The 26,034-nt window shown below is 65.7% G+C and carries 19 protein-coding genes; 9 read left to right on the top strand and 10 right to left on the bottom strand.

Annotated features, from left to right (window positions below; translation table 11 throughout):
* Positions 1-4: 4 nt before the first annotated feature.
* Positions 5-3,076: a formate dehydrogenase-N subunit alpha gene (gene fdnG / locus BBJ41_RS18370; RefSeq protein WP_156814821.1), complete on the bottom strand. Its 3,072-nt coding sequence runs from the start codon at positions 3,074-3,076 to the stop codon at positions 5-7.
* 142 nt (positions 3,077-3,218) lie between these two features.
* On the opposite strand from fdnG, the gene BBJ41_RS18360 reads away from it, so the two are divergent.
* The 3 genes from BBJ41_RS18360 to BBJ41_RS18350 all read left to right on the top strand — a co-directional run bounded on the left by BBJ41_RS18360 (position 3,219) and on the right by BBJ41_RS18350 (position 6,590).
* Complete coding sequence (locus BBJ41_RS18360; protein WP_069750251.1) at positions 3,219-4,133, top strand: YihY/virulence factor BrkB family protein; 915 nt, start codon at positions 3,219-3,221, stop codon at positions 4,131-4,133.
* Positions 4,134-4,570: 437 nt separating this feature from the next.
* On the top strand, positions 4,571-5,728 hold the full coding sequence (locus BBJ41_RS18355) for a porin (protein ID WP_069747792.1): 1,158 nt from the start codon (positions 4,571-4,573) through the stop codon (positions 5,726-5,728).
* Between the two features lie 388 nt (positions 5,729-6,116).
* Positions 6,117-6,590, top strand: coding sequence for a VOC family protein (locus BBJ41_RS18350; RefSeq protein ID WP_069747791.1), 474 nt, complete (start codon positions 6,117-6,119; stop codon positions 6,588-6,590).
* A 157-nt stretch (positions 6,591-6,747) separates the two neighbouring features.
* On the opposite strand, the gene BBJ41_RS18345 is transcribed toward BBJ41_RS18350, so the two are convergent.
* On the bottom strand, positions 6,748-7,539 hold the full coding sequence (locus BBJ41_RS18345) for an AadA family aminoglycoside 3''-O-nucleotidyltransferase (protein WP_069747790.1): 792 nt from the start codon (positions 7,537-7,539) through the stop codon (positions 6,748-6,750).
* Between the two features lie 271 nt (positions 7,540-7,810).
* Positions 7,811-8,260: an HU family DNA-binding protein gene (locus BBJ41_RS18340; RefSeq protein WP_069747789.1), complete on the bottom strand. Its 450-nt coding sequence runs from the start codon at positions 8,258-8,260 to the stop codon at positions 7,811-7,813.
* Positions 8,261-8,521: 261 nt separating this feature from the next.
* Between BBJ41_RS18340 and BBJ41_RS18335 the strand changes: the two genes are divergently transcribed.
* A complete protein-coding gene (locus BBJ41_RS18335; protein ID WP_069747788.1) occupies positions 8,522-9,640 on the top strand; it encodes an acyltransferase family protein in 1,119 nt (372 codons plus the stop codon).
* 375 nt (positions 9,641-10,015) lie between these two features.
* Here BBJ41_RS18335 and galU read toward each other — a convergent pair whose 3' ends face one another.
* Positions 10,016-10,903, bottom strand: a complete 888-nt coding sequence (galU, locus tag BBJ41_RS18330) for a UTP--glucose-1-phosphate uridylyltransferase GalU (RefSeq protein ID WP_069747787.1) — start codon at positions 10,901-10,903, stop codon at positions 10,016-10,018.
* Positions 10,904-11,133: 230 nt separating this feature from the next.
* Entirely contained in the window at positions 11,134-11,385 is a 252-nt protein-coding gene (locus BBJ41_RS40485) for a hypothetical protein (protein ID WP_156814820.1), read from the bottom strand.
* Between the two features lie 124 nt (positions 11,386-11,509).
* Between BBJ41_RS40485 and BBJ41_RS18325 the strand changes: the two genes are divergently transcribed.
* Together BBJ41_RS18325 and BBJ41_RS41455 are read left to right on the top strand one after the other, a co-directional pair.
* Positions 11,510-12,685, top strand: a complete 1,176-nt coding sequence (locus tag BBJ41_RS18325; RefSeq protein WP_069747786.1) for an acyltransferase family protein — start codon at positions 11,510-11,512, stop codon at positions 12,683-12,685.
* A gap of 254 nt (positions 12,686-12,939) precedes the next feature.
* Positions 12,940-13,140: a hypothetical protein gene (locus BBJ41_RS41455; RefSeq protein WP_156814819.1), complete on the top strand. Its 201-nt coding sequence runs from the start codon at positions 12,940-12,942 to the stop codon at positions 13,138-13,140.
* Between the two features lie 39 nt (positions 13,141-13,179).
* On the opposite strand, the gene BBJ41_RS18320 is transcribed toward BBJ41_RS41455, so the two are convergent.
* The 3 genes from BBJ41_RS18320 to BBJ41_RS18310 are packed head-to-tail and all read right to left on the bottom strand — an operon-like array spanning position 13,180 to position 19,344.
* A complete protein-coding gene (locus BBJ41_RS18320) occupies positions 13,180-15,645 on the bottom strand; it encodes a glycosyltransferase family 4 protein (protein ID WP_069747785.1) in 2,466 nt (821 codons plus the stop codon).
* Entirely contained in the window at positions 15,642-17,108 is a 1,467-nt protein-coding gene (locus BBJ41_RS18315; RefSeq protein WP_069747784.1) for a flippase, read from the bottom strand. The genes BBJ41_RS18320 and BBJ41_RS18315 overlap by 4 nt, the downstream gene beginning before the upstream one ends.
* Positions 17,109-17,151: 43 nt before the next feature.
* Positions 17,152-19,344: an NHL repeat-containing protein gene (locus tag BBJ41_RS18310; RefSeq protein WP_069747783.1), complete on the bottom strand. Its 2,193-nt coding sequence runs from the start codon at positions 19,342-19,344 to the stop codon at positions 17,152-17,154.
* Positions 19,345-19,813: 469 nt separating this feature from the next.
* Here BBJ41_RS18310 and BBJ41_RS18305 point away from each other — a divergent pair, with 469 nt between their 5' ends.
* From BBJ41_RS18305 to BBJ41_RS18295, 3 genes are read left to right on the top strand one after another with little or no spacing between them, the layout of a single operon-like run.
* Positions 19,814-20,878, top strand: coding sequence for an acyltransferase family protein (locus tag BBJ41_RS18305; protein ID WP_069747782.1), 1,065 nt, complete (start codon positions 19,814-19,816; stop codon positions 20,876-20,878).
* 35 nt (positions 20,879-20,913) lie between these two features.
* Positions 20,914-21,960: a GDP-mannose 4,6-dehydratase gene (gmd, locus tag BBJ41_RS18300; protein ID WP_069747781.1), complete on the top strand. Its 1,047-nt coding sequence runs from the start codon at positions 20,914-20,916 to the stop codon at positions 21,958-21,960.
* On the top strand, positions 21,947-22,909 hold the full coding sequence (locus BBJ41_RS18295; protein WP_069747780.1) for an NAD-dependent epimerase/dehydratase family protein: 963 nt from the start codon (positions 21,947-21,949) through the stop codon (positions 22,907-22,909). The genes gmd and BBJ41_RS18295 overlap by 14 nt, the downstream gene beginning before the upstream one ends.
* A gap of 129 nt (positions 22,910-23,038) precedes the next feature.
* Here the strand turns inward: BBJ41_RS18295 and BBJ41_RS18290 are convergent, their stop codons facing one another.
* The gene (locus BBJ41_RS18290; RefSeq protein ID WP_069747779.1) at positions 23,039-24,229 is read right to left on the bottom strand and encodes an O-succinylhomoserine sulfhydrylase; all 1,191 of its coding nucleotides are present in this window, start codon (positions 24,227-24,229) and stop codon (positions 23,039-23,041) included.
* A gap of 246 nt (positions 24,230-24,475) precedes the next feature.
* Complete coding sequence (gene purF / locus BBJ41_RS18285; protein ID WP_069747778.1) at positions 24,476-26,008, bottom strand: amidophosphoribosyltransferase; 1,533 nt, start codon at positions 26,006-26,008, stop codon at positions 24,476-24,478.
* Positions 26,009-26,034: the final 26 nt, after the last annotated feature.

Below are 26,034 nucleotides of genomic sequence, written 5' to 3'. Positions count from 1 at the left end.
CCCCTTACGCCTTTTCGACCTTCACCAGGAACGACTTGAATTCCGGTGTGTACGAGTTGCCGTCACCCACGGACGGAGTCAGGGTATTGGCGAGATAGCCGGGCTTCGTCAGACCCTTGAAGCCCCAGTGCAACGGGACGCCGACCGTCTGGACCTTCTTGCCGTCGACCGTCAGCGGCTTGATCCGCTTCGTGACCAGCGCGACCGCGATGATGTAGCCGCGCTTGGACGACACCTTCACGCGTTCGCCATGCGCGACGCCGACTTCCTTCGCGAGGTCTTCGCCAATCTCGACGAATTGCTCGGGCTGGATGATCGAATTCAGCCGCGCATGCTTGGTCCAGTAGTGGAAATGCTCGGTCAGCCGGTACGTGGTCGCCGCGTGCGGGAACTCCGGTGCCTGACCGAACGACGCGCGGTCGTCCGGGAACACGCGGGCAGCCGGGTTGTTCAGTGCCAGCGGGTTGTTCGGGTGCAGCGGGTTCGTGCCGATCGGCGTCTCGAACGGCTCGTAGTGCTCGGGGAACGGGCCTTCGTTCATCCCTGCACGTGCGAAGAAACGCGCGACGCCCTCCGGATTCATGATGAACGGCCCCATCCCGTTCTCGGGCGGTTCGTCCGCCTTGAAGTCGGGGATGTCGGCGCCCTTCCACGCGCTGCCGTTCCAGCCGATCAGCTTGCGGGTCGGGTCGAACGGCTTGCCGCTCACGTCGCACGACGCGCGGTTGTACAGGATCCGCCGGTTCGCCGGCCACGCCCACGCCCAGTTCAGCGTCTGGCCGATGCCGGTCGGGTCCGAGTTGTCGCGCCGCCCCATCTGGTTGCCGGCCTGTGTCCACGCACCGCAGAAGATCCAGCAGCCGCTCGACGTCGTGCCGTCGTCCTTCAGTTGCGCGAACGCGGCCAGTTGCTCGCCCTTCTTCACGAGCGTCTTGGCCGGATCCTTCGGGTCGGGCAGATCGGCGAGCGCGCGCCCGTTGAACTCCATCGCGAGTTCTTCGGGTGTCGGGCTTTCCGGGTTCGCGTACGGCCACGTCAGGTTCACGATCGGGTCCGGATACTTGCCGCCGTCCGTCTGGTACATCTTGCGCATGCGCAGGAACAGCCCCGACATGATCTCGAGATCGCTCTTCGCCTCGCCCGGCGGCTCCGCGCCCTTCCAGTGCCACTGCAGCACGCGGCTCGAACTCACGAGCGAGCCGTTTTCCTCCGCAAAGCACGTGGTCGGCAGACGGAACACCTCAGTCTGGATCTTCGACGAATCGACGTCGTTGTAGTCGCCGTGATGCTTCCAGAACTCGGACGTCTCGGTCGCGAGCGGATCCATGATCACGAGCCACTTCAGCTTCGCGAGCCCCGCGGCCGTCTTCACCTTCGACGGCGCCGCCGCGAGCGGGTTGAAGCCCTGGCAGATGTAGCCGTTCATCTTGCCGGCACTCATCAGCTCGATCGTCTGCAGCAGGTCGTACTGCTTGTCCAGCTTCGGCAGGTAGTCGTAGCCCCAGTTGTTCTCGGCGGTCGCCGCATCGCCCCACCACGACTTCATGAAGCTGACGTGGAAGGCCTTGTAGTTCTTCCAGTAGCTCAGCTGGTTCGGCCGCAGCGGCGGCTGCACGCGCTTCTTGATGTAGCCGTCGAAATCCTGCTCGGACTGCATCGGCAGCGTCATGTAGCCCGGCAGCAGGTTCGACATCAGCCCGAGGTCGGTCAACCCCTGGATGTTCGAGTGGCCGCGCAGCGCGTTCATCCCGCCGCCGGCGATGCCGATGTTGCCGAGCAGCAACTGCACCATCGCGCCGGTGCGGATGATCTGCGCGCCGATCGAGTGGTGCGTCCAGCCGAGCGCGTACAGCACCGTGCCGGCGCGGCCGGGAACGGCGGTCGTCGCGAGCATCTCGCAGACCTTCAGGAATTTCTCCTTCGGCGTGCCGCAGACCTGCTGGACCATGTCCGGCGTATAGCGCGCGTAGTGCTGCTTCAGCAGGTTGTACACGCAGCGCGGATGCTGCAACGTCGGGTCGACCTTGGCGAAACCGTCGTCGCCGCGCTCGTAGTCCCAGCTCGATTTGTCCGGGTACGCGTGCTTCTCCGCGTCGTAGCCGGAATAGATGCCGTCGTTGAACGCGAAATCCTCGCGCACGATGAACGTGAAGTCCGTGTAGTTCTTCACATACTCATGCTGGATCTTGTCGTTCGTCAGCAGATAGTTGATGACGCCGCCCAGGAAGACGATGTCCGAGCCGGTGCGAATCGGCGCGTAGTAATCGGCCACCGAGGCCGTACGCGTAAAGCGCGGGTCGACGACGATCAGCCGCGCCTTGCGGTGCGCCTTCGCCTCCGTTACCCACTTGAAACCGCACGGATGGGCCTCGGCTGCATTGCCGCCCATCACGAGAATCACGTCCGCGTTCTTGATGTCGACCCAATGGTTCGTCATCGCTCCACGGCCAAACGTCGGGGCAAGACCTGCCACCGTCGGGCCATGTCAGACACGCGCCTGATTGTCGAATGCGAGCATCCCGAGACTGCGGACAGTCTTGTGCGTCAGGTAACCGACCTCGTTGCTGCCCGCCGACGCGGCCAGCATGCCGGTCGTGAGCCAGCGGTTGACCTTCGAGCCGTCTTCCGCCGTCTCGACGAAGTTCGCGTCGCGGTCGGCCTTCATCAGCTTGGCGATGCGGTCGAGCGCGTCGGTCCACGAGATGGGCTCCCACTTGTCCGAGCCGGGCGCGCGGTATTCCGGATGCGTCAGGCGGTTCGGGCTGTGGATGAAGTCGATCAGGCTCGCGCCCTTCGGGCACAGCGTGCCGCGATTGACGGGATGGTCGGGATCGCCCTCGATGTGGATGATGCTCGGCTGCGCGTTCTTCGCGCCGTCTCCGAGGCTGTACATCAGGATGCCGCAACCCACTGAACAGTAAGGACAGGTGTTGCGCGTTTCGACTGTGCGCGCCAGCTTGTACTGTCGGACTTCGGCAAGCGCTTCGGACGGAGAAAAGCCCATCAGGGCAAGACTCGATCCGGCAAGCGACGTGGCCGTCACCTTCAGGAACTGGCGCCGGGACATTTGTAGCATGGCGGTCTCGGCGTTATTGTGGGGGTGGGGAAACTGAAAGGAATTATAGACAGTCCGCGCAACTATGTTCGATTCTTCGGATCAATTCTGAATTGTCCGATTACCGATGGTGACCGCCGCGCGGCATCTCGACCGATACCTCATGAAACGACCGATCACCTCCGAGGCGACCCGCCTCGCCCAACAGCAGGCCAACTGGGCCCTTACCGCATTCAAGCGCTTCTCGTCCGACCGCTGCTCCGCGATGGCCGCGGGCATCGCGTTCTTCTCCGCGTTCTCGCTCGCGCCGATGCTGGTGATGGTGATCGCGGTGGCCGGCTGGTTCTACGGCGACGACGCCGCGCGCGGCCAGGTGTTCGAACAGGCGCACCAGCTGATCGGCAACGACGCCGCCGCCAGCATCCAGACGATCGTGCAGAACGCGCACCGCGCGGGCGAACGCGGCGGCCTCGCGACGCTGATCTCGTTCGCCGCGCTCGCGATCGGCGCGTCGGCCACCTTCGCGTCGCTCAGCGCCGCGCTGAGCGTGATCTGGCCGGCCACCGAAAACCGCTGGTCGAGCATGCTCGGGCTCGTGCGCGTGCGGCTGATCTCGTTCGGGCTCGTGCTCGGCGTCGCGTTCCTGCTGATCGTGTCGCTCGTGCTCGATACCGCGATCACGTTCGTCGGCACCTGGCTGCTCGGCAATTCGCCGTATGTCGTCGTCACGAACCTCGTGCAGTTTTTCGTCGGCATCGCGGTGCTGGCGGCCGCGTTCGCGTCATTGATGAAGTTCCTGCCCGATGCGCGCGTCGCGTGGCGCGACGCCGCGATCGGCGGCGTCGTGTCCGCGATCCTGTTCTCCGGCGGCAAGAAGCTGTTCGCGCTGTACCTCGCGCATGCGGGCACGGCCAGTGCGTTCGGCGCGGCCGGATCGTTCGCGGTCCTGCTGATGTGGCTGTACTTCTCCGCGATCGTGCTGCTGCTCGGCGCGGAATTCGCGGCGGCCCGCGGCAACGCGCATCAGGCCGCCGGCACCGCACCGACCGCATCGGCCCAGGCCAATCGCGGCGACTGATTCGCACGCGCGCGCACGCCGCAATATGGCCGCTCGCGAGGCATCGCATACGCCGGCGCATCCCCCGGCACCCCGCCCGCCGCCTCATCACCATGTGAACCGCCGCGCATTCGCGCGGCGTTGACACGTTCTCTGCATGCCAACGCGATCGGCGCTGCAATCGCAAACGTTTGCAGCCCCTCGTTTTCGTGTCGCAATGGGCAAAAACAGGGGCTCCGCTGCAATGCGCATCAACAATTGAAACAATCGCATCGCAGCAATTGTCAACTATTTCAAAAACAGGAACAGTCGTTAATGTGCTTGATATATATAGACTTTTTAACGCTGTTACCTTTTCGAGACACTTTATTTTTTAAGCTTTCTTGCGTCTATGGCACTGAGCTATTCTCCAATCCGCAACAAATAACGATGAATCACTTGCGTGGAGAATCTCAACGATGAAGAAACTTGCTCTCTCGACCCTCTCGCTCGCCCTGCTGGGCGCCGCTGGTGCTGCACAAGCTCAGTCGAGCGTGACGCTGTACGGCGTGATCGATACGTCGATCACCTATGTTCACGGTAACGACGGTCAAGGCAACAATTCGTGGTCGATGGGTAGCGGCAACCTGCAGGGCAGCCGCTTCGGCCTGAAGGGTTCCGAGGACCTCGGTGGCGGCCTGAAGGCGATCTTCCAGTTGGAAAACGGCTTCAACTCGGCATCGGGCGCGCTGGGCCAGGGTGGCCGCATGTTCGGTCGCCAGGCATTCGTCGGCCTGCAAAGCAACCAGTACGGTACGCTGACGCTGGGTCGTCAGTATGACCCGCTCGTCGACCTGGTTCAGGCTGTCACGGCCGACAACTATTTCGGCAGCGTCTTCGCAACGCCGGGCGACGTCGACAACAACGACAACAGCCTGCGCGTCAGCAACGCAATCAAGTACACGTCGCCGGTCTGGGCAGGCCTCCAGGTCGAAGCCATGTACGCACTCGGCGGCGTCGCCGGCGCAACCGGCAAGGGTCAGACGTGGGCGGCAGCTGCGGCCTACAACAACGGCCCGCTCGGCCTGGCTGCTGGCTACTTCCACGCCAACAACTCGGCTCCGCTGAACGCCGCTGGCCTGCGTCAAGGCTGGGCCGGCACGTCCGACGCGATCTTCGACGGCTCGGGCAGCTTCATCAACAACGCGTACACGTCGGCATCGTCGATCGGCATCGCGCAAGTGGCCGGCCAGTACGCATTCGGCCCGGTGACGTTCGGCCTCGGCTACAGCAACTCGCAGTACAAGGCTGATGCGAACTCGGGCTTCGGCACGAACCAGAAGTACAACACCGGTCGCGCATTCGTGACGTACCAGGCATCGGCACCGCTGCTGCTGGGCCTCGGCTACATCTACACGAAGGGCAGCGGCGACACCGACGCCAAGTACCATCAAGTTTCGCTCGGCGCCGACTACTCGCTGTCGAAGCGCACGGACGTCTACCTGGTTGGTGCATACCAGCACGCAAGCGGCAAGAACGCGGACGGCAGCGATGCACAAGCATCGGTCGGCTCGTACGGCATCGCCGGCAAGAGCTCGCAGGAAATCGTCGCACTCGGCCTGCGCCACAAGTTCTAAAAACGATGTATCCGGCGTGCATGGCGTCTCCGACGCCTTGCCGCCGAACTGGAAAGCCAGCCCCGGTTTCGGCCGCGGCTGGCTTTTTTTTCGTCCGTCGCCAGCGCACCGGCATCGCCCGCACGACCGGCGACCGCAGCCCGGGGGCCAAGCCATGCCGACGGACAGGCAGCGGCGCCTGGAGGCTGCAACGCGCCGCAAACGCCGTTTCCGAACGCCCGGGCCACTCGCCGTCCGTGCGCCGGGCGACTACCATCCGCACTGCCGGCACCGCTCATCCGGCGCGGCGGCCAAACGCGCCGGCGTGTCGATTTCGGCTACCGTCGTCCGTCGTATCGATGGCGGCACACGGTTTGCTCGCCGGTCCATACAGACAAGGAGATTCGCCATGACGATTCAGAAGATCACGCCTTTTCTCTGGTATTCGACGGAAGCCGAAGAAGCAGCGGCCTTCTATACAGGCATCTTTCCGGATTCGCGCGTCGTGCGCGTCACGGCGGTGCCCGGCACCGACGGCACCAGGATGGTCGAGTTCGAGCTGTTCGGGCAGCCGTTCTTCGCGATGAGCCACCCGCGCACCGACTCCTTCAACCATTCGATCTCGCTGCTGGTCAGTTGCGCCGACCAGGCGGAACTCGATCGCTACTGGAGCGCGCTGCTCGACAACGGCGGCACGGCCGACGCCTGCGGCTGGCTGAGAGACCACTACGGCGTGTCGTGGCAGATCGTGCCTGAAGCGCTGATCCCGATGATGGTCGATCGCGACACGGTCAAGGCCGCGCGCGTGGCCGCCGCGATGATGCAGATGATCAAGCTCGACGATGCCGCGCTGAAGGCCGCCTATGCAGGCACGGCGGGTTGACGAAGCGCGTTGCGCCATGGTTGCGTGAAGGCACGCCGCGACGCGCCGACGGCTGTCCGGCTCGACCGCTCGAGTGAGCGGCCGCCGCGACGGCACACGTGATCCGCGGCGGGTCGGCCCGCCGGCCGATCGCGTACGCCGCGGCATCCATCCGCCGCTACACCGACAGCAGCGATTCAACGGTCCGCCGCGCATAGCCGATGAACGCATCGAGAGGCTCACCCGACAGGATCGCCGCCCCCGCTTCGCCACCGAGATAGGCGGCGCGCGCGGCCGCCAAAACCGACCGGTGCGCGTCGGGCAGCCGCTCCAGCACCCATGCCGCGGCGACGTCCTTGGGCGCGATTCCGCCGGTCACCGCGCTGTACCAGATGCGCGCGAGCGCGAGCACCACGTTGCACTCGTCACCGCGCCAGTCCGGTTCGGCATCCCACTGCGCGACGGTCGCGAGCAGCGCGGCGGCAAAGTCGCGCGCGGGCACCGGTTCGAATCGCGTGGCCGCCGCCGGCCCGACCAGCGCGACACTGTGCAGTCGCGCCTTCGTCAGCAGGATCGCGAGATCGTGATCGGCAAGCGCCGGCTCGACGATGCCCGCTTCCAGATCGCGGCGCAGCCACTCCCCGAACTGCAGCTCGCGTCGCGCCGGATGGCGCCACGGCACCACGTCGCCGAGCACGACGACGGTGACCTCGAGCGCGCGCATGCCGCCTGCACAACCGGGCGGCGCCGATGCGGCGAGCAGGTCGAACATCAGCGCGCGCCGCGCCGATTCGTCGGGCCGCAAAGTCACGGTCACCAGCAGGTCGATGTCGCTGCGCGGTTTCAGGCCGCCGTCGAGCACCGATCCGAACAGGTGAATCGCCTCCAGCGTCGCACCGAAATGCCGCTCGATCGTGGCGCGCGCGGCGTCCACCTGTCCGGCGATTTCGGCCGGGATGCATTCCGTCACGACGCGCGGCCCTCACGATGCGCACGCAACGCGCGGGGCAAACGACGATAGAAAAACGGCAAGCGTGAATGACGCGTGTCGTTCGGCATGACGCATGCGCCAGTTGCCATTCGGCACACGTCACGCATCGAACCGCGCATCGCCGCTGCTTCGCCGCTTCGCGGTCGCACGATTTGCGCAGCGCAATAAAAATCCCCGCACGCTTTCGCGTACGGGGATCGTCGGACTTCGCAACGGCTGCCGACATGCATTCGGCAGCCGTTGCGCGGCATTACGCTGCCGCGTCCTTCAGCTTCTTCAGCGCACGTGCCTTCACGCGCACGCTGGCCGGCTTCGCCGGGAACCAACGCTCTTCGCCCGTGAACGGATCCTTGCCGAAGCGCTTCTTCTTCGCCGGCACGACTTGTGCCGTGATCTTCAGCAGACCCGGCAGCGTGAACTCGCCTGCGCCCTTCTTGTGGACCGAGCCCAGCACGACGTTCTCGAGTGCGGCGAGCACTGCCTTGACCGCCTTCACTTCCACGGCTGCGCGCTCAGCGATGTGCGTTGCGAGCGATGCCTTCGTGAACTTGTCCTTCAGCGGCGTCGGAGCAGCGGGCGCCTTCGCGACGGCGGCCTTCTTGGCCACTACTTTCTTCGCGGGCGCTACTTTCTTAGCAGCCACTTTCTTGGCCGGTGCGGCGGCAGCCTTCTTGGCCACCTTTTTTGCGGAAGTCGCCATGTTTCTCCTACCAGGTGTGGTCGTTCGTTGGATACACGAAGCGTGCAATGCGCGCGCTTCAACGCCGGATTCTACAAGCGCCTTGACGCTTCGTGCAGTACTTTTATGCGTTTTCGCGGGGTTTCCCGCAGTTTTTGTTGCACGCGACCGACTTCATCGACGCTCGAACGTCGAAAAACCTCGTTACGTATGCGTCGGAACGTGAATTACGTTCGATATTTGCGCACCTATACTGGCCTCGCTCAATGCCCGGATGCCTTCATGCGCGAAGCCAGATACGTCAAAGGACTCGACGGCCTGCGAGCCATCGCCGTCATCCTCGTTTTCCTGTCCCACAAGGGCCACGTCCTTGCCGTCGACGTCGGCAAGCTTGGCGTGTGGACGTTTTTCCTCATCAGCGGATTCCTGATCGTCGGCGAGCTGCATCGCAACCGCCAGGCCGTCGAGTGCGGCACCATGACGCGCCGCCACGCGCTCGCGCTGTTCCTCGCGAAGCGCGCGCTGCGGATCTTCCCCGTGTACTACCTGCTGCTCGCCGCGCTCGCGATCGCGCACGCGCTGTTCTACCAGCGCGGCGTCAATCTCGGGCTCGCGTGGCACGCGGCGTTCCTGTCGAATTACTGGATCGGTGTCGTCAAGGACGGCTGGCCCGGCTCCACGTCGCACTTCTGGAGCCTCGCGGTTGAACAGCAGTTCTATCTGATCGCGCCGCTCGCCCTGCTCGCGGTACCCGCCGCGCGACACGTCGCGCTCGGCGTCGCGGCCGTCACGCTGTGCGCGCTCGCCCATCTCGCGCTCTATCTGTCGGACGCGTCGCCGGTGCTGATCTACGCGTTTTCCCCGTGGAATTTCGCGCTGATCGCGCTCGGCGGCGTCGGCGCGATGGCGCTCGCCGATCGCGGGCCGGCCGCCGTGCGCCGCGTGCCGCCCGGCTGGCTCGGCGCGGCAGGCGTCGTGTTCTTCCTCGTGCTGCCCGCGTGCACGACGTTGCCCGACGCGGTCGCGGGGCTCGCCGATCTCGGTCTGTCAGTGTCGCTCGCCGCGCTGATGCTGTGGATCATCAGCGAACCCGGGCACCCCGTCGTGTCGCTGCTCGACCGGGCGCCGCTCGCCTATCTCGGCACGATCAGCTACGGCTTCTACCTGTTCCACAACCTGATTCCGGCACGCTTCGGCGTGATCCCCGCGCGCTTCGCGCACGCGCCGATCCCGGAAATCGTCCGGGACGTGCTGCCCGAGATGCTGCAATTCGCGCTTGCGGTGCTACTTGCGCACCTGTCCTGGCGCTACCTCGAAAAGAGGTTGCTCGACTTCAAGAAGCCGATCGCCGCGATGCTGGCCCGGCATTTCGTCGCGCGACCGAGCACGTCGGCGCGCTGAACGCCGGGCAACTGCTGAAAGCACCGAACAGAAATTACCGCGGGAAAGCCGCGATGCGAACGGCGTCGAAGCACCGACGCGTCGCCGCATTGCGTCATTGCCCGACACCGGTGCCGACATCGATGCGCACCCCGCAACGCCAACACCGATCCGGCCGCCCGGACGAACGCTTCGGCACCGGTTTCAAGCGTGACGCCGAACCATGCCGGAGCGCCCCACACCTCACACGGCACCGCGCTCCACGCGCCCCCGGCAATACGACACGCCGGAGCCTGCACCATAATCGCGCACCGTCAAAAGCAAAAAAGCCCCGGCGCATAAGCGGCCGGGGCCAACGGAACAACCACCACCTGAAACGACGGAGCGCGCGGCAGCTTAGGCGACAGCAGCCAGCGCGGGCAAACAGGTACGCAGGTACGCCTCGAATTCGCGGCTCACTTCCGGATGCTGGAGCGCGAGCTCGACGGTTGCCTTCAGATAGCCGAGCTTGCTGCCGCAGTCGAAGCGCGTGCCGAAGTAGCGATACGCGAGCACCTGCTCGTTCGCGAGCAGCGACTGGACGGCGTCGGTGAGCTGCAGTTCGCCGCCCGCACCCGGCTTGAGCCGGCGCAGGTGATCGAAGATCGTCGGCATGAACACGTAGCGGCCGACCACGCCGAGGTTCGACGGCGCATCTTCCGGCGCGGGCTTCTCGATGATGCCCGACAGCTTGATGACGTCCTCTTCCCACTCGCGGCCTTCGACGACGCCGTACGAGCGGCTGTCCTCGCGGGCGATCGTCTCGACCCCGATCACCGAGCTGTGATAGTGGTCGAACACGTCGACGAGCTGCTTGAGCACCGGCTGCTCGCCGTGCAGCAAGTCGTCGGCGAGGATCACCGCGAACGGCTCGCCGTGCACGAGCTTTTCCGCGCACAACACCGCGTGGCCCAGGCCGAGCGCTTCCGGCTGGCGCACGTAGAAGCAGTTGACGTTGCTCGGCTTGATGCCGCGCACGAGTTCGAGCAGCTTTTCCTTGCCGCGCGCCTCGAGTTCCGCCTCGATCTCGTACGACTTGTCGAAGTGATCCTCGATCGCGCGCTTGCTGCGCCCGGTGACGAAGATCATCTCGGTGATACCGGCGTTGATCGCTTCCTCGACCGCGTACTGAATCAGCGGCTTGTCGACGACGGGCAACATTTCCTTCGGGCTCGCCTTCGTTGCCGGGAGGAACCGCGTGCCGAGACCGGCAACGGGGAACACGGCCTTGGTGACTTTCAACATGTTCGCATCCTGATTGCGTTGACTGCGCCGCGTCGACCTGCGACCCGGCGCGATTGTTTTCCGAACGGCATATCGAGAATCGACGGCACTGCCAATTCCACTCCGCTCATTTTCGACATGGACTGATTGCCCTATGATTCCGAAAAAAATATAATCCCTTCAACCCGGTCGATATTGCCGAACCAGTTGCCGAAGCAGAAACAAATTACCGATTTTCCGGATACAAATTCTTACGATTCGAATTCCTCGATATAGGGCACGCCGCCCCGATCGAGGCCCGGGCGAATCGGCTCGTTCTTCAGCGCCTCACGGTACGCCGACAGCACGGCCATGACCAGCAGTACTGCCGCGCTCGCGATCCAATGCATGTCCATCTTGCCGCTCCTTGCATCAATCAACTGGAGCTTCAAACTATCAGAAAAAAATCGGCAAATAATTGAAGCGCCCGCGAAACCGCTTTCAGAATCCGATAAACCCATCATGTGGAATTCCGTTATTTCCGGGCGAGATTTTTTTATTCATTGATCGAATTCTTGCGCATTACGATTGGACCAGACTTCCCGTTCGTCCGTCTTCCTCTTCACCCGTCGCAAGGAATCGAATCGCATGCAAGCTTTCAGCGGATCGTCTCTGACCGCGCCGCCCGTCGCCGATCACAAGGAGCACGTGATCGACGCGATGCGCGGCTTCGCGGCGCTGCTCGTCGCCTATTTCCACTGCCGCCAGGTCGTCTGGGTCGGCATGCAGAGCTTCCATCACGCTTACGGCCATGCGCTCGCCCCGGGCGTGATCGCCGGCTACCTGACCTTCCCGTTCGCGTGGGGCTCCGCCGGCGTGCCGATCTTCTTCGTGATCAGCGGCTACTGCATCCACCGCAACGCGGCGCTCAAGCTCGCGGCCGATCCCGCCTACCGGCTCGACGCGCCGAACTTCTGGGCGCGCCGGTTCGCGCGCATCTACCCGGTGCTGCTCGCCGCGCTGCTGTTCACGCTCGCGCTCGACGCGGTCAGCCTGCAGATCGAGCCCGTCAGCCACAAGATCCGCGACATCGGCGTCACGGCGTTCCTCGTGAACCTGTTCTCGCTGCAGGGCGTCGCGGGCTATACGTACGGGTCGAACGGCGCGCTGTGGACGCTGTCGCTCGAAGTGCAGTTCTACGCGATCTACCCGCTGCTGTTCGCGGTGCGCCGGCGCATCGGCATGCCGGCAGTCGTGGCCGCGGTCGCGCTCGTCAACGTCGCGTCGGCGTGGCTGCTCGAACGGCACGACCTGCAGTTCTTCACGTCGTACTGGCTGTCGTGGACGATCGGCGCGTGGATCGCCGACGTGCGCGCGCAACCGGCGCGCGGTGCGGCCGCCGTGCCGTCGCGCGCGTGGTACATCGCGGCCGCCGTGCTGCTGGCCGCAGGCTGCGGCGCATTCCATTTCGGCCAGTACGGCGCGTTCCAACTGTGGTCGGCCGGCTTCGCGTGCTTCCTGTACCGCGCGCTCGCCCGCCCGCCGCGGCCGACGCCGCCGCTGCGCGTGCTCGGCTGGTTCGGCGACTTCAGCTACTCGCTGTACCTGATCCACCTGCCGCTGTTCGTCTGCCTCGGCTCGGTGCTGTTTCACTCCGAACTGCAGCTGTCGATCTGGCCGTCGTTCGCGTTCATGGCCGCTGCGATTCCGGTCGCTTACCTGTTCTACCGGCTGTTCGAGCGGCCCGCGATGATGTGGTCGGCCAGCTTCAAGCCGACACGCACCACGCGCGTCGTCGCGCCGGCGCCTGAGCGGACGGCCTGACGCGGCCGCGGCCTCGCCTCATTCCGGAGCCCCCGTGCGGCGTTGCGCTGCACGGGGGCTTTTTCATGGCCGTGGCGCGGTTGGACGACCGGTTGAGCGGGACGGGGCAACCCTCCGCTGCCCGACCGCGCTACGGCCCGCATCGGCCGTTCCATGTCGACTTCTACCGCTCAACAACCTCTGCATCTTCTTGCCGCTGGGCGATCTGGGCGATCTGGGCGATCTGGGCGATCTGGGTGATCTAGGTGATCTAGGTGATCTGGGTGATCTGGGTGATCTGGGTGATCTGGGTGATCTGGGTGATCTGGGTGATCTGGGCGATCCGGGCAATCCGGGCGATCCCGGTCGAAACGACGACCAGCGAATCTCGCACCCGACACGGCGCGCAACCCCCTGCCCGCAACAACGCATCCACCCCAAAAAGCAAAACCCCCACGCAGCGCAACGCCGCATGAGGGCCCACTTGCCACCCGTTTCCGGCCGGCTCGCGCCAATTATTGCTTCTTAGCCTTCGCGGCCTTCGCCGTATCCGAGAGAATCTTCTCGACCCGCTGCACGTAGGTCTCGGTCCCGAACCGCCGCACCGCCGTCGCGCGCCCGCTCGCGACGAGCCGCTCGCGCAGCGCGCCGTCGCGCTTCAGCGTGTCCAGCGCGTCGGCCAGCGCGGTCGCGTCGCCCGGCTCGCAGAGCAGCCCGTTGTCGCCGTCCTCGATGATCTCGACGACGCCGCCCGCACGGGCCGCGACGACCGGCCGGCGCGCGAGCATCCCCTCGACGATCACGCGCCCGAACGGCTCGGGCGTGATCGACGTGTGCGCGACGACGTCGACCGCCGTCATGCACGCGGCCACGTCGCGCTGGAACCCGAGGAAATGCACGCGCTCGTCCATCCCGTGCCGCGCGACGGTTTCGTGCAGCTGCGCCGCGTATTCGTCCTCGCCGAACAGCGGCGCGCCGACCAGCACCACGTGCATGTCGGGATGCCGCGCGGCGGCCTCCAGCAGCACGTGTTGCCCCTTCCAGCGGGCGAGACGGCTGAACGAGCCGACGAGCCACGCATCCTTCGGCAACCCGAGGCGCGCGCGCAGCGCGGCCTGGCTGACGCCGTCCAGCGCATCGAACGGCTCGGCCGAAATGCCGTTGAACACGACGTCGACGTGCTGCGGCGTGAAGCCCGTCAGCGCGCGGAACGCCTGCGCGGACGCGTCGGAGTTCGCGATCACGCGCGTGACGCCGAGCCGCGCGCAGTACTTGATCGCCAGCAACTGCTTGCTGCCGAAATGGTCGGTGCTGACGATGTCGCGCAGGTGCCAGACCACCGGCTTGCGCGCGAGCCGCCCGGCAAGCGCGGCGACCACCATCGCGCGCTGCGTGTTCGCGTAGATGACCTCGGCGCGGCGCGCACGCCGCGCGACGTCGCGCACGAGCCGCACGAGCTGTTTCAACGCACCGGCCGACACGCCGCCCTGCTTGCGCACGCCGGCGAGCGCACCCTGGTCGACCACGTCGACGCGCGCGCCGATCTCGTCGAGCGCCGCGCGGAACGGGCCGTCGTCGAACAGCAGCACGTCGGCGTTCGCGCGCATGTGTTTCATGATCTCGAGCAGCGACAGTTCCGCGCCGCCAAGCACGCCGCTCTGATCGAGCACGAGCGTCGCCGGGCCGCGCGCGGCCGGCATCGGCGCGACGGCCGTGCCGCGTTGCGCGGTCGAGCCGGGCAGCGCGGCCTCCACATAGTCGAGAAAACGCCGCCGGAACGTATCGGCGGAAAACCGCTGCGCGTTCGTCCGGCAGGCGTTCGGCGTGAAGCGCTGCGGCGCGCGCTCGAAATCGTCGACGGCCGCGACGATCGCCTGCGGCGTCTGCTCGTCGAAGAACAGCCCGGTCGGGTTCGCATCCGAGCGCGGGTCGAGCACGGTTTCGAGCGCGCCGCCCTTGCCGTACGCGATCACCGGCGTGCCGCAGGCCTGCGCCTCGACGACGGAAATCCCGAAATCCTCCTCGGCCGCGAACACGAACGCCTTCGCGCGCCGCATCCGGTCGTGCAGCACCGCGAACGGCTGGTAGCCCATGATCTCGACGTTCGGGCCGGCCTTCGCGCGAATCTTCTGCATCTCCGGGCCGTCGCCGATCACGATGAGCTTGCGCTCGGGCATGCGCGAGAACGCGTCGACGATCAGGTCGATCTTCTTGTACGGCACCATCCGCGACGCGGTCAGGTAGAAATCCTCCTTCGCCGCATTCAGCGAAAACGCATCGACGTCGACCGGCGGGAAGATCACCGCCGCATCGCGGTGATAGACCTTCCTGATCCGCCGCGCGATGAACGCGGAGTTCGCGACGAAGCCGTCCACCGCGTTCGCGGTGCGCGTGTCCCAGTTGCGGATGTAGTGCAGGATCATCCGCGCGAGCAGCGATTTCGGCCCGTGCGTGAGGTTCGACTGTTCGAGGTACTGGTGCTGCAGGTCCCACGCATAGCGGATCGGCGAATGCACGTAGCTGATGTGCACCTGGTCCGGCCCCGTCAGCACGCCCTTCGCGACCGCGTGGCTGCTGGAGATCACGAGGTCGTACTCCGACACGTCGAGCTGCTCGATCGCGAGCGGCATCAGCGGCAGGTAGCTGCGGTACTTGGTGCGCGCGAACGGCAGCTTCTGGATGAACGACGTCGTCACCGGCTTGCCGCGCACGAACGCGCGATCGTCGAGGAAATCGACGAGGCTGAACAGGTCGGCATCGGGAAAGCACGCGACGATCTGTTCGAGCACGCGCTCGGCGCCGGCGTAGGTGACGAGCCAGTCGTGGACGATCGCCACGCGCAGCGTGCGCGACGCATGGCGCGCGCCCGCCTGCCCGGCCGGCGCCGGACGGTGCAACACGGCGGCATCGCCGGCTTCGGCCACGGCGGCGTCCGCCGTGGCAAGGTTCAAAACGGCGTGTTCCGCCAGATCGCGATTCATGCAGTTTTCCTCGCATTGAGACGGACAAACAGGTCGCGCACGAGCGCGCGCAGCCCCGGCGTCATCGTGAGTGACCACGCGACGTTCAACACCACCACGATCGCGCACATGCCGATCGACTGGACGAGCCCCGGCCATGCCTGCGCGAGAAACAGGCTCGCGAGCAGGAAGGCCAGGTGCGCCAGCATGTCGAGTACGATCGCGCGCATCCGGATCGCCGACAGGTACAGCAGCACGCCGTAGTCGACGAACGCACGCGCCGCGACGACCACCGCCGCGCCGATCAGCCCGAAGTGATGAATGCCGAACCACAGGCCGCCGACGAAGAACGGCATCTGGACGAGCCCGGCGAATGCCGCGCGGGACGGATTGACCTGCGACTGGATCAGGATCCGCGTCACGCTCGCCTGGCCGACGAGCCACACGCTGATCACCAGCACGCGGCCGACCGGCGCCGAGTGCGCGGCCAGATCGGCGCCCACCCACAGCGTGAGGAACGGCGCGAGCGCGAAGATCGCGACGATGCCGACCGGCGTGAACACGCCGTTCAGGAATTCGAGCGACTGGCGCGCGAGCGTGTCCGCGTGGTCGCGGCCCACCGCCGACAGGCGCGGGAACAGCGTGCGCACGAGCGCGTTCGGCAGCATGTTCAGGCGCGTGACGAGGTTCTGCGGCACCGTGTAGTAGGTGACGAACTTCGCGCCCATGCCGGCGCCGAGCATCACGCGGTCGAGCGTGTCCGCGATCATGCTGGTCGTGCTCGCGATCAGCATCCAGCCGCCGAAGTTGAACAGCCCTTTCGCGGTGCCCCACTGCGGCGGATCGATGCGCCGGATGCCGAGCACCTTGATGCTCGCGTGGCCGAGCATCACCGCCGCGATCAGGCGCGCGACGACGGCCGCGGCGAGCACCGTCTGCAGGTTCGGCGCGATCCACCACGCGGCGCCGAGCGGCAGCAACTGGAACAGGAACGTGCCGATCGTCTGGTTCGTGTTGAACACGCCGAACCGTTCGGCGCCGTTGATCGCACCGGCGAACACCCACGACACGTTCGCGAGCGGAATCGCGAGCGCGAGCCACGGCAGCGCGAGATACACCTCGTGCTGCATCGCGGCCGATACCTTCGTGAAATACGCGGTGTAGACGAATGCGCCGAAATAGATCAGCAGCCCGCCGACGATGCCGGTGCCGAGATTCAGCCAGAACGCGCTCCAGAACACGCGCGCGCTTTCGTCGTCGTTGCCGCTCGCGAGCGCCTTCGAGATGTGGTTCTGCGCGGCCATGCTCATCCCGAGATCGAGGATCCCGAAATAGCCGATCAGCGTCCACACGAGGCTGACGACGCCGTAGCGTTCGACGCCGAGCGCGTGAATATAGGCGGGCACCGTCACCAGCGACACGAAGGTCGGCAGGATCAGCCCGATGAAGTTGATCGAAACGTTCTTGAGTATGCCTTTGTCCATGCTTGAGCCTTGTGTGACGGGGACGACGACGGCGCGCCGCCCGTCACGGTTTCCAGCGATACATCAGCACCTTGCCGCGCGCGTCTTCCTCGACGAACACGAGGTACTCGCCGTTCTCGCGCCGGAACGCGCTGATGCCGAACGGCACGTCGACCCAGCCCGACGCCTTGCCGACCTCGGCGCCCGGGCTCATCACGCCCACTTCCTTGCCGGTGTCCTTGTCGTACACGTGGATCTTGCCGACCGGCTCCACGGTGAAGATGTAGCGGCCCTCGACCGTGATCCCGATCAGGTCGAAGATCGGCTTCGCGTCGAGCTTCCACGGCAGCGTCACCTGGTAGCGCACGACCGGCGAGCCGGTCGACCACTTGTCGTAGCGCACCAGCACGCGGCCGACTTCCTTGTTGATGCCCGGCTGCGGCGGCGCGTCGGCCGTGTAGCCCGTCACGTACAGCGTGTCGGTCTGTGCGTCGTAGATCGAGCGGCGCAACTGCGTGAACGGCTGCGGCATCGGGTAGGTCGTGACCTTGTCGTACGAGTAGATCGGGTTGCCGGCCTTGTCGACGCCGCCGTACTGGAACCGGTGGATACCGCGCACGTCGCTCGTGCGCCAGATGTCGCCCTTCGTGTCGACCCACCAGCCCCAGCCGCCCGCTTTTGCCTTGCCCGTCGTGTTGATCTCGAACTCGTCCGCGTCGAGGCGGCCGTTGCCGTTCGCGTCGCGCCACAGCCAGTCGCCGCCGGGCGGCTTGTTCGGCACCTTGTCGACCGGCCGCGCGCGGCCCGCGATCAGGCCCGACGGAATCGCGACCTCGCCGTCGCGCTTCGCGTCGAAGCGGTAGATCTTCAGGTGATCGGCGTACATGTCGGTCAGGTACAGGAACGTGCGGCCGTCGACGCGGCGCGCGATCGGCATGCCCGGCCACTGGTCCGTATGGAACACGGGGTCGTCCGGATACTTGAAGCGGTTCGACAGGAAGCCGGCGTATTTCCAGTCCTGGCCCGGCGGCTTCGACAGGTCGAGCTCGAAGCGCTTGTTGCCCGTGTACACGCTGTTCGGCCGCGCGGGGTCGAGCCACGCGCCGTCGACGAACAGCAGCCCCTGCACCTGCCAGCGCAGCTTGCCGTCCGGCGTATAGCTTTCGAGCACCGCGCCGAGCCCCGCGCCGATCGTGTCGTGGCGCGGCCCGATGCCGTTCATCGATACATACACGTTGCCCGCGCGATCGACGCCGACACCCGTCAGCCCGTTGAAGCGCTGTGGCCCCGGCCGCCCCGGCACGGGGCCCGCGAAAATCCCGCCGCGCTCGCCGAGCGTGCCGGACTGCGCATAACCCTTGCCGCCCTTCGAGAAGATCAGGATCTGCTGGCGCGGCCCGTTGTCCGCGACGAGCACGCGCCCTTTCGCGTCGACCGCCACATCCACCGCATCGGTGCCGTCGGACAGCGCGGGCGCGTCGTCGAGCTTGCGGCCGTCCGCACGCACATGCACGAGGTGCGCGGGCCCGCCCAGCGTATCCGTGAGCAGCCACAGCGTGCCGTCGCCCGCGAGCGCGATGCGTCCCGGCTCGTGCGCGCTCCACGTGCCCTTCGGCTGCATCGTCTCGGCGTCGTACACATCCACCGCGTCGCGCGACGGATTGGTCGCGAACAGTATCTTGTCGTCGGCCGCGAGGCCGCCCACTTCCGCCTTCACCTCGCCCACTTCCGAGCGCGCGGGGGCCGGCACCTCGTTGATCATCATGAAGCTCGCGGCCATGCGCGCGCGGCCGGTATCGGCGCGGCCGCCCGGCGCGGCCTGCGGCACCGCGCGAAACGGTGCAGGCTGCTTCATGTCGCCGATCGTGCGCCGCGAGATGCCGAACCACTGCTTGCCCTTGTCCGGCCAGATGCCGGGCGACTGCAGATGGCCGCGCTCGTTGCCGACGCCGATCGCGACGTACGCATACTTGCTGTTCACGGCGATCGCGTTGCCGCCGAGGTTGCCCCAGCCGTGCGTACCGCCGGCGAAGCCGAGCATCTTCCCGTCCTGGTAGACGCTCGCCTCGGCCCCGCTCTCGTCCCACGGCGAATTCGTATACACCTTGCCTTCAGGCGTGACCGCAATCGCGCGGATATCGATCTGCGTCCAGCTGCCGTCGCCATAGCCGAACGTGTTGCCGATCCACGACGTCGTCGCGGGCAACACCGTTTCGGCCGGCGCGGCGCTCGCCAGCAGCGTCGCGCATACCGTCATGCCAACCAGAATCAGACGTTGCAATGCGCTTCTCCAGACTTGATGCAGAAGTGACCCGCGCCGCCGCGGACTGCCGCCGGCGCAACCTGTCACTAAATGGGTTTCAAACGTCGCGATGCAGGTTACAAGCAAAAATAATCACAAGAAATTTGGAAATATTTGGGGATGTTTCTGCCTGAAATATCGAACCGGAACGAACGAAAAAAATCCGCCCGATGCGGAAATAACGACCGCATTTCCGGCCCTTGATCCGTAGAAAATGCCGCTCCGGCACGCCAGCAGCGGCGCTCAGCCTGCAAACCTTTCATCCCGCGATTGAAACCGGCGTCATTCGAATGCTTTCAGCCGAATAAATGACGTGCGTTTTTTTGCCGATTTCTTTTCCCTAGAATCGATTGCGATTCAATATTTCATTTAAAGGCATGCAATACGTACACGCACCGGATGCACGTGTCGAAGGAGCCGCGCAATGACGGGCCTCTCGCGACCCGCCGACCTCGCCCCGCCGCAACACGGCCGCATCGTGCAGCTCGACGGACTGCGCGCGATCGCAGTGGGCGCGGTATTTCTGCAGCACGCGCTGAAGGCGCCGCTCTGGATGGGTGTCGACCTGTTCTTCGTGCTGAGCGGCCTGCTGATCACCGGCATCCTGCTGGAGCGCAAGGCGCGCGGGCAGTCGTACTTCAGCCATTTCTATGCGCGCCGCGTGCGCCGCATCCTGCCGCCGTACGTGTTGCTGCTCGCGGTCTCGACGCTCCTGTTCGGCGCAAGCTGGCTGCCGCACTGGCCGTGGTTCGCGTTCTTCTCGACCAACATCGGGCTGTCGCTCGGCAGCATCGGCCATGACAGCCTGAACGTGCTGTGGTCGCTCGCGGTCGAGGAGCAGTTTTATATCTTCTGGCCGTTCGTCGTGCTGTGGTGCTCGGAGCGTGCGCTGTTGTGGGTCGCCGCCGCGCTGATCGTCGCCGCGCCCGTGCTGCGCGCGATCGCGACTCCGTGGTTCGATTCGTTCTGGCCGATCTACTACCTGACGCCGTTCCGGATGGACCTGCTCGCGGCCGGCGCGTTGCTCGCCATCGTGCTGCGCCGCGACCGGCGCGCACTGGAACCGTTCTACCCGCTCGCGATCGTCGGCGCGCTCGTGTCGCTCGCGATCCTCGGCTGGCTGCACCTGTCGTTCCCGCGCTTTCGGGCCGCGAACACGCCGCTGTCGAATGCGGCGCTCTACAGCATCTCGCTGTTGCTGTGCACGTCGATCGTCGTGATCGCGCTGCGCGGTCGCGGCATAGTGCAGCGCGTGCTGACGAACCCGATGCTCGTCTACGTGGGCACCGTCAGCTACACCGTGTACCTGATCCACCTGAGCGTGCTGTACGCGCTGTGGCCGCTGCACCTGAACCGCTTCGTCACGGCCGCGCTCGCGCTCGCGATCACCCTCGCTTACGCGACCCTGAGCTGGTACGGCTTCGAACGGCGCCTGACGCGCGGCCCCGCGCGCCGCGCGTTGCCCGCCGCCGCCGGCACGACCGCCTGACTTTCATTCTCCATCGATTCAACTAGGACAACGCCATGAGCCAAACACGCAAGAAGGCCATCATCACGGGGATCTCGGGGCAGGACGGCGCTTACCTGACCAAGCTGCTGCTCGACAAGGGCTATGAGGTCACGGGCACGTACCGCCGCACCAGCTCGGTGAACTTCTGGCGTATCGCCGAGCTCGGCGTCGACACGCACCCGAACCTCACGCTCGTCGAACACGACCTGACGGACGCCGGCTCGAGCCTGCGGCTGCTCGAACGCACGCAGCCCGACGAGCTGTACAACCTGGCCGCTCAGAGCTTCGTCGGCGTGTCGTTCGACCAGCCGGCGACGACCGCCGAAGTCACGGGCCTGGGTCCCTTGAACCTGCTCGAAGCGATCCGCGTCGTGAGCCCGAAGACGCGCTTCTACCAGGCATCGACGTCCGAGATGTTTGGCAAGGTGCAGTCGATTCCGCAGACGGAAGCCACCTCGTTCTATCCGCGCAGCCCGTACGGCGTCGCGAAGCTGTACGCGCACTGGATGACCGTGAACTACCGCGAGTCGTACGGCCTGTTCGGCAGCAGCGGCATCCTGTTCAACCACGAATCGCCGCTGCGCGGCCGCGAGTTCGTCACGCGCAAGATCACCGACACCGTCGCGAAGATCAAGCTCGGCAAGGCGACGCGCCTCGAGCTCGGCAACCTCGATGCAAAGCGCGACTGGGGCTTCGCGCTCGAATACGTCGAAGGGATGTGGCGGATGCTGCAGGCCGACGAGCCCGACACCTATGTGCTGGCCACCAACCGCACCGAGACCGTGCGCGACTTCGTGCGGATGGCGTTCGCGGCGGCCGGCTATCAGATCGAGTGGACCGGCAAGGGCGAGCAGGAACGCGGCCTCGATGCATCGAACGGCAACGTGCTCGTCGAAGTGAACCCGAAGTTCTACCGCCCTGCCGAGGTCGACCTGCTGATCGGCTGCTCGGACAAGGCCAGAAGCAAGCTCGGCTGGGTGCCGGAAACGACGCTCGAACAACTTTGCCAGATGATGGTTGAAGCCGATTTGACGCGGAATCGCCACCATGACACGTTCTGAAGCCGGACGCCCGTCGCGCCGTGCGTTCGTCACGGGCCTGACGGGATTCACCGGCCGCTACATGGCGGAACGCCTCGAAGCGGCCGGCTACGAAGTCTGGGGGACGGTCGCGCCCGGCGCGCCGCAGCCCGACGATCCGGCATTTGCGCGCTGTACGCTGCTGCCCGTCGACCTGCTCGATGCCGGGGCAATGCGCGCGGCGGCCGCCGACGCGCGGCCTGACGCCGTCGTGCATCTTGCCGCACGCGCGCACGTCGCGCAGGACGAGCCGTCGCAGGCCTACGCAGTCAACATCGTCGGCACGCGCAACCTGCTGGCCGCACTCGCCGGCCTGGATCGCCGCCCGTCGGCCGTACTGCTCGCGAGCAGCGCGAACATCTACGGCAACTCGACGGCCGGCGTGCTCGACGAAACCGTGCCGCCCGCTCCCGCGAACGATTACGCGGTCAGCAAGCTTGCGATGGAATACGCGGCGAAGCTGTGGGCCGACCGCTTGCCGATCGTGATCGCGCGGCCGTTCAACTACACGGGTGTCGGTCAGGGCGAAGCGTATCTGCTGCCGAAGCTCGCCGCGCACTACGCGCGCAACGAACCGCGGATCTCGCTCGGCAATCTCGACGTGAGCCGCGATTTCTCGGACGTGCGCGACGTGACGACCGCGTACCTGAAGCTGCTCGAAACCGCTCCGGCCGGCGAGACGTTCAACGTATGCTCGGAACGCGCGTATTCGCTGAAGGAAGTATTGGCGATGCTGTCGCGCATCGTCGGGTACGTGATCGACGTGACGGTCGATCCGCGTTTCGTGCGGGACAACGAGGTGAAAAGCCTGAGCGGTTCGCGCGACAAGCTGCGGCGCGCGGTGGGCGAACTGCCCGTCACGCCGCTCGACGAAACGCTGCGGTGGATGGTGGACGCGATGCGCGCCGCCCCGCACGGGCACACCGGCTGAATCGCACGGCGCATGCGCGAACGCGGTGCGCCGGACGGAATGGCTTCATGCAGAAAAAACAACGGGCCGCCTGCTTTGCAGGCGGCCCGTTGCCGTTGATGCTTCGATGCGGCGAAAGCGCCGCGGCGCTCAGCCTTCCAGGCCGCGCGCGAGATCGTTACGCAGGTCGCCCGCGTTCTCGAGGCCGACCGACAGGCGAATCAGCCCTTCGGTGATCCCCGCCGCCGCGCGCGCTTCCGGCGTGATGCGGCCGTGCGTCGTCGTCGCCGGATGCGTGATCGTCGTGCGTGTATCGCCGAGGTTGCCGGTGATCGAGATCAGCTTCGTGTTGTCAATCACGCGCCATGCGTTCGCACGCTGCTGCTCGGGCGTGTCGCCCTTCAGCTCGAACGACAGGATCGCACCGCCCGCCTTCTGCTGACGCTTCGCGAGTTCGTGCTGCGGGTGAGACTCGAGGCCCGGATGAAACACGCGCGCGACGGCCGGATGCGAATCGAGCCAGCGCGCGATCTCCAGCGCATTCGCCGACTGCTTCTCGACGCGCAGCGACAGCGTCTCCATCCCCTTCAGCAGCACCCACGCGTTGAATGCCGACAGCGTCGGGCCCGCGCTGCGCACGAACGGGAACACCTTGCCCATGATGAATTCCTTCGAGCCGACCAGCGCGCCGCCGAGCACGCGGCCCTGCCCGTCGAGGAATTTCGTCGCCGAGTGCATCACGACGTCCGCGCCGAGCTTCAACGGCTGTTGCAGCACCGGGCTGCAGAAACAGTTGTCGACGACGAACAGCGCGTTCGCGGCCTTCGCGATCTTGCCGATCGCTTCGATATCGGCGAGTTCGGTCAGCGGGTTCGACGGCGTCTCGAGGAAGAACATCTTCGTTTCGGGGCGCACGGCTTCCTGCCACGCGTTCAGGTCGGTCGGGTCGACGAAGGTCGTCGTGATCCCGAACTTGCTGAAGATCTGCGAGAACATCCCGAGCGTCGAGCCGAACAGGCTGCGCGAGCTGACGAGGTGGTCACCCGCCTGCAGCGCGGACATCACGACCGACATGATCGCGGCCATCCCCGATGCGGTGGCAATGCACGCCTCGCCGCCCTCGAGCGCCGCGAGACGCTCCTGGAACATGGTGACGGTCGGGTTCGTGAAGCGCGAATAGGTGAAGTAGTCTTCCGAATTCGCGAAGCGCTCGGCCGCGTCGGCCGCGCTCTGGAAGCAAAAGCTCGACGTGAGGAACAGCGCTTCCGAGTGTTCGTTGAAGTCGCTGCGCAGCGTGCCCGCGCGCACGGCAAGCGTGTCGAAGTTGAGGGAGTCGTCCATGTTCCGTTTTCCGTATTCGATGGCCGCGCGTGTCGCGCAAGCCCAACCAAAAACCAGGCCAAAACAAAAAGCCCGCTATGCGTCGGCATCAGCGGGCTTCGGTGCGGTACGACAGCGATCGACTCGGGCCGACTGCCGCCGGCCTTCGCTTTAGCTGTTTTGGGAAGTTGCCCCGCGTCCGCAAGCTGATATCAAATCGACGCAAGGCCACATCCTATCACGCCTCCGCAAAAGCGTGCGCCGGTGTCACTCGACCGACAGTTGCAGGTTCATCTGCGAACGCTCGGTGTCACCAGCCGTATCGCGATCGGCCTGCGACGCCGGCGTGAGGCGCGCACGCTCGATCGCATCCAGATACTCGGGCGTCACGTCGCCGGTGATGTAGTTGCCGTCGAAGCACGACGCCTCGAAGCGTTCGAGCTTCGGGTTGATGTCGCGCACCGCGCGGCGCAGATCGTCGACGTCCTGGTAGATCAGGTGATCGGCGCCGATGATCTTCGCGACGTCTTCGTCGGTGCGGCCGTGTGCGACGAGTTCGCCGCGCGTCGGCATGTCGATGCCGTACACGTTCGGGAACTTCACCGGCGGCGCCGCCGACGCGAAGATCACCGACTTCGCGCCCGCATCGCGCGCCATCTGCACGATTTCATGCGAGGTCGTGCCGCGCACGATCGAGTCGTCGACGATCAGCACGTTCTTGTCCTTGAACTCGATGCTCATCGCGTTGAGCTTCTGGCGCACCGACTTCTTGCGCACGGCCTGCCCCGGCATGATGAACGTGCGGCCGACGTAGCGGTTCTTGAAGAAGCCTTCGCGGTACTCGACGCCGAGCTTCGCAGCGACCTGCATCGCAGCCGGGCGCGACGAGTCGGGAATCGGCATCACGACGTCGATCGGCACGTTCGGCAGCTCGCGCTTGATCTTCTCGGCGAGATAGTCGCCCATGCGCAGGCGCACGTTGTAGACGGGCACGCCATCGAGGCACGAATCCGGACGCGCGAGATACACGTACTCGAACATGCACGGGTTCAGCGTCGGCTGCTCCGCGCACTGCTGGCTGTGGAAGTTGCCGGCCGGGTCGATGAAGATCGCCTCACCCGGCTGCACGTCACGCACGAATTCGAAACCGATGCCTTCGACCGCCACCGACTCCGATGCGACCATCCACTCGGTGCCGTGCTCGGTTTCGAGCTTGCCGAGGCACAGCGGGCGGATGCCGAACGGATCGCGGAACGCGAGCAGGCCGTAGCCGGCGATCAGCGACACGATCGCATACGAGCCCTGCAGGCGGCGATGCACGCCGGAGACAGCCTTGAACACCGAGGCCGGATCGAGCTCGAGGCCCGTGGTCGACAGTTGCAGCTCGTGCGCGAACACGTTGAGCAGCACTTCGCTGTCGGAATTGGTGTTGATGTGCCGGCGGTCGATCCGGAACATCTCGTCCTTCAGTTGCTGCCAGTTCGTCAGGTTGCCGTTGTGCGCGAGGATGATCCCGAACGGCGCGTTCACGTAGAACGGTTGCGCCTCGGCTTCGCTCGACGCCGAACCGGCCGTCGGGTAGCGCACCTGGCCGATGCCGTAGGTGCCGGGCAGGCTGCGCATGTTGCGCGTGCGGAACACGTCGCGCACCATGCCGTTCGCCTTGTACATGTGGAAATTGCTGCCGTCCGCCGTCGCGATGCCCGCCGCGTCCTGACCGCGATGCTGCAGGAGCAGCAGGCTGTCATAGATCAGCTGATTGACCGGGGATTGGGAGATAACGCCTACGATGCCGCACATGGCATGTCCTTCAGAATGACAAAATC

Source organism: Burkholderia stabilis (assembly GCF_001742165.1).
Classification (GTDB): Bacteria; Pseudomonadota; Gammaproteobacteria; order Burkholderiales; family Burkholderiaceae; genus Burkholderia; species Burkholderia stabilis.
This window is presented reverse-complemented; position numbering and strand designations above follow the sequence as displayed.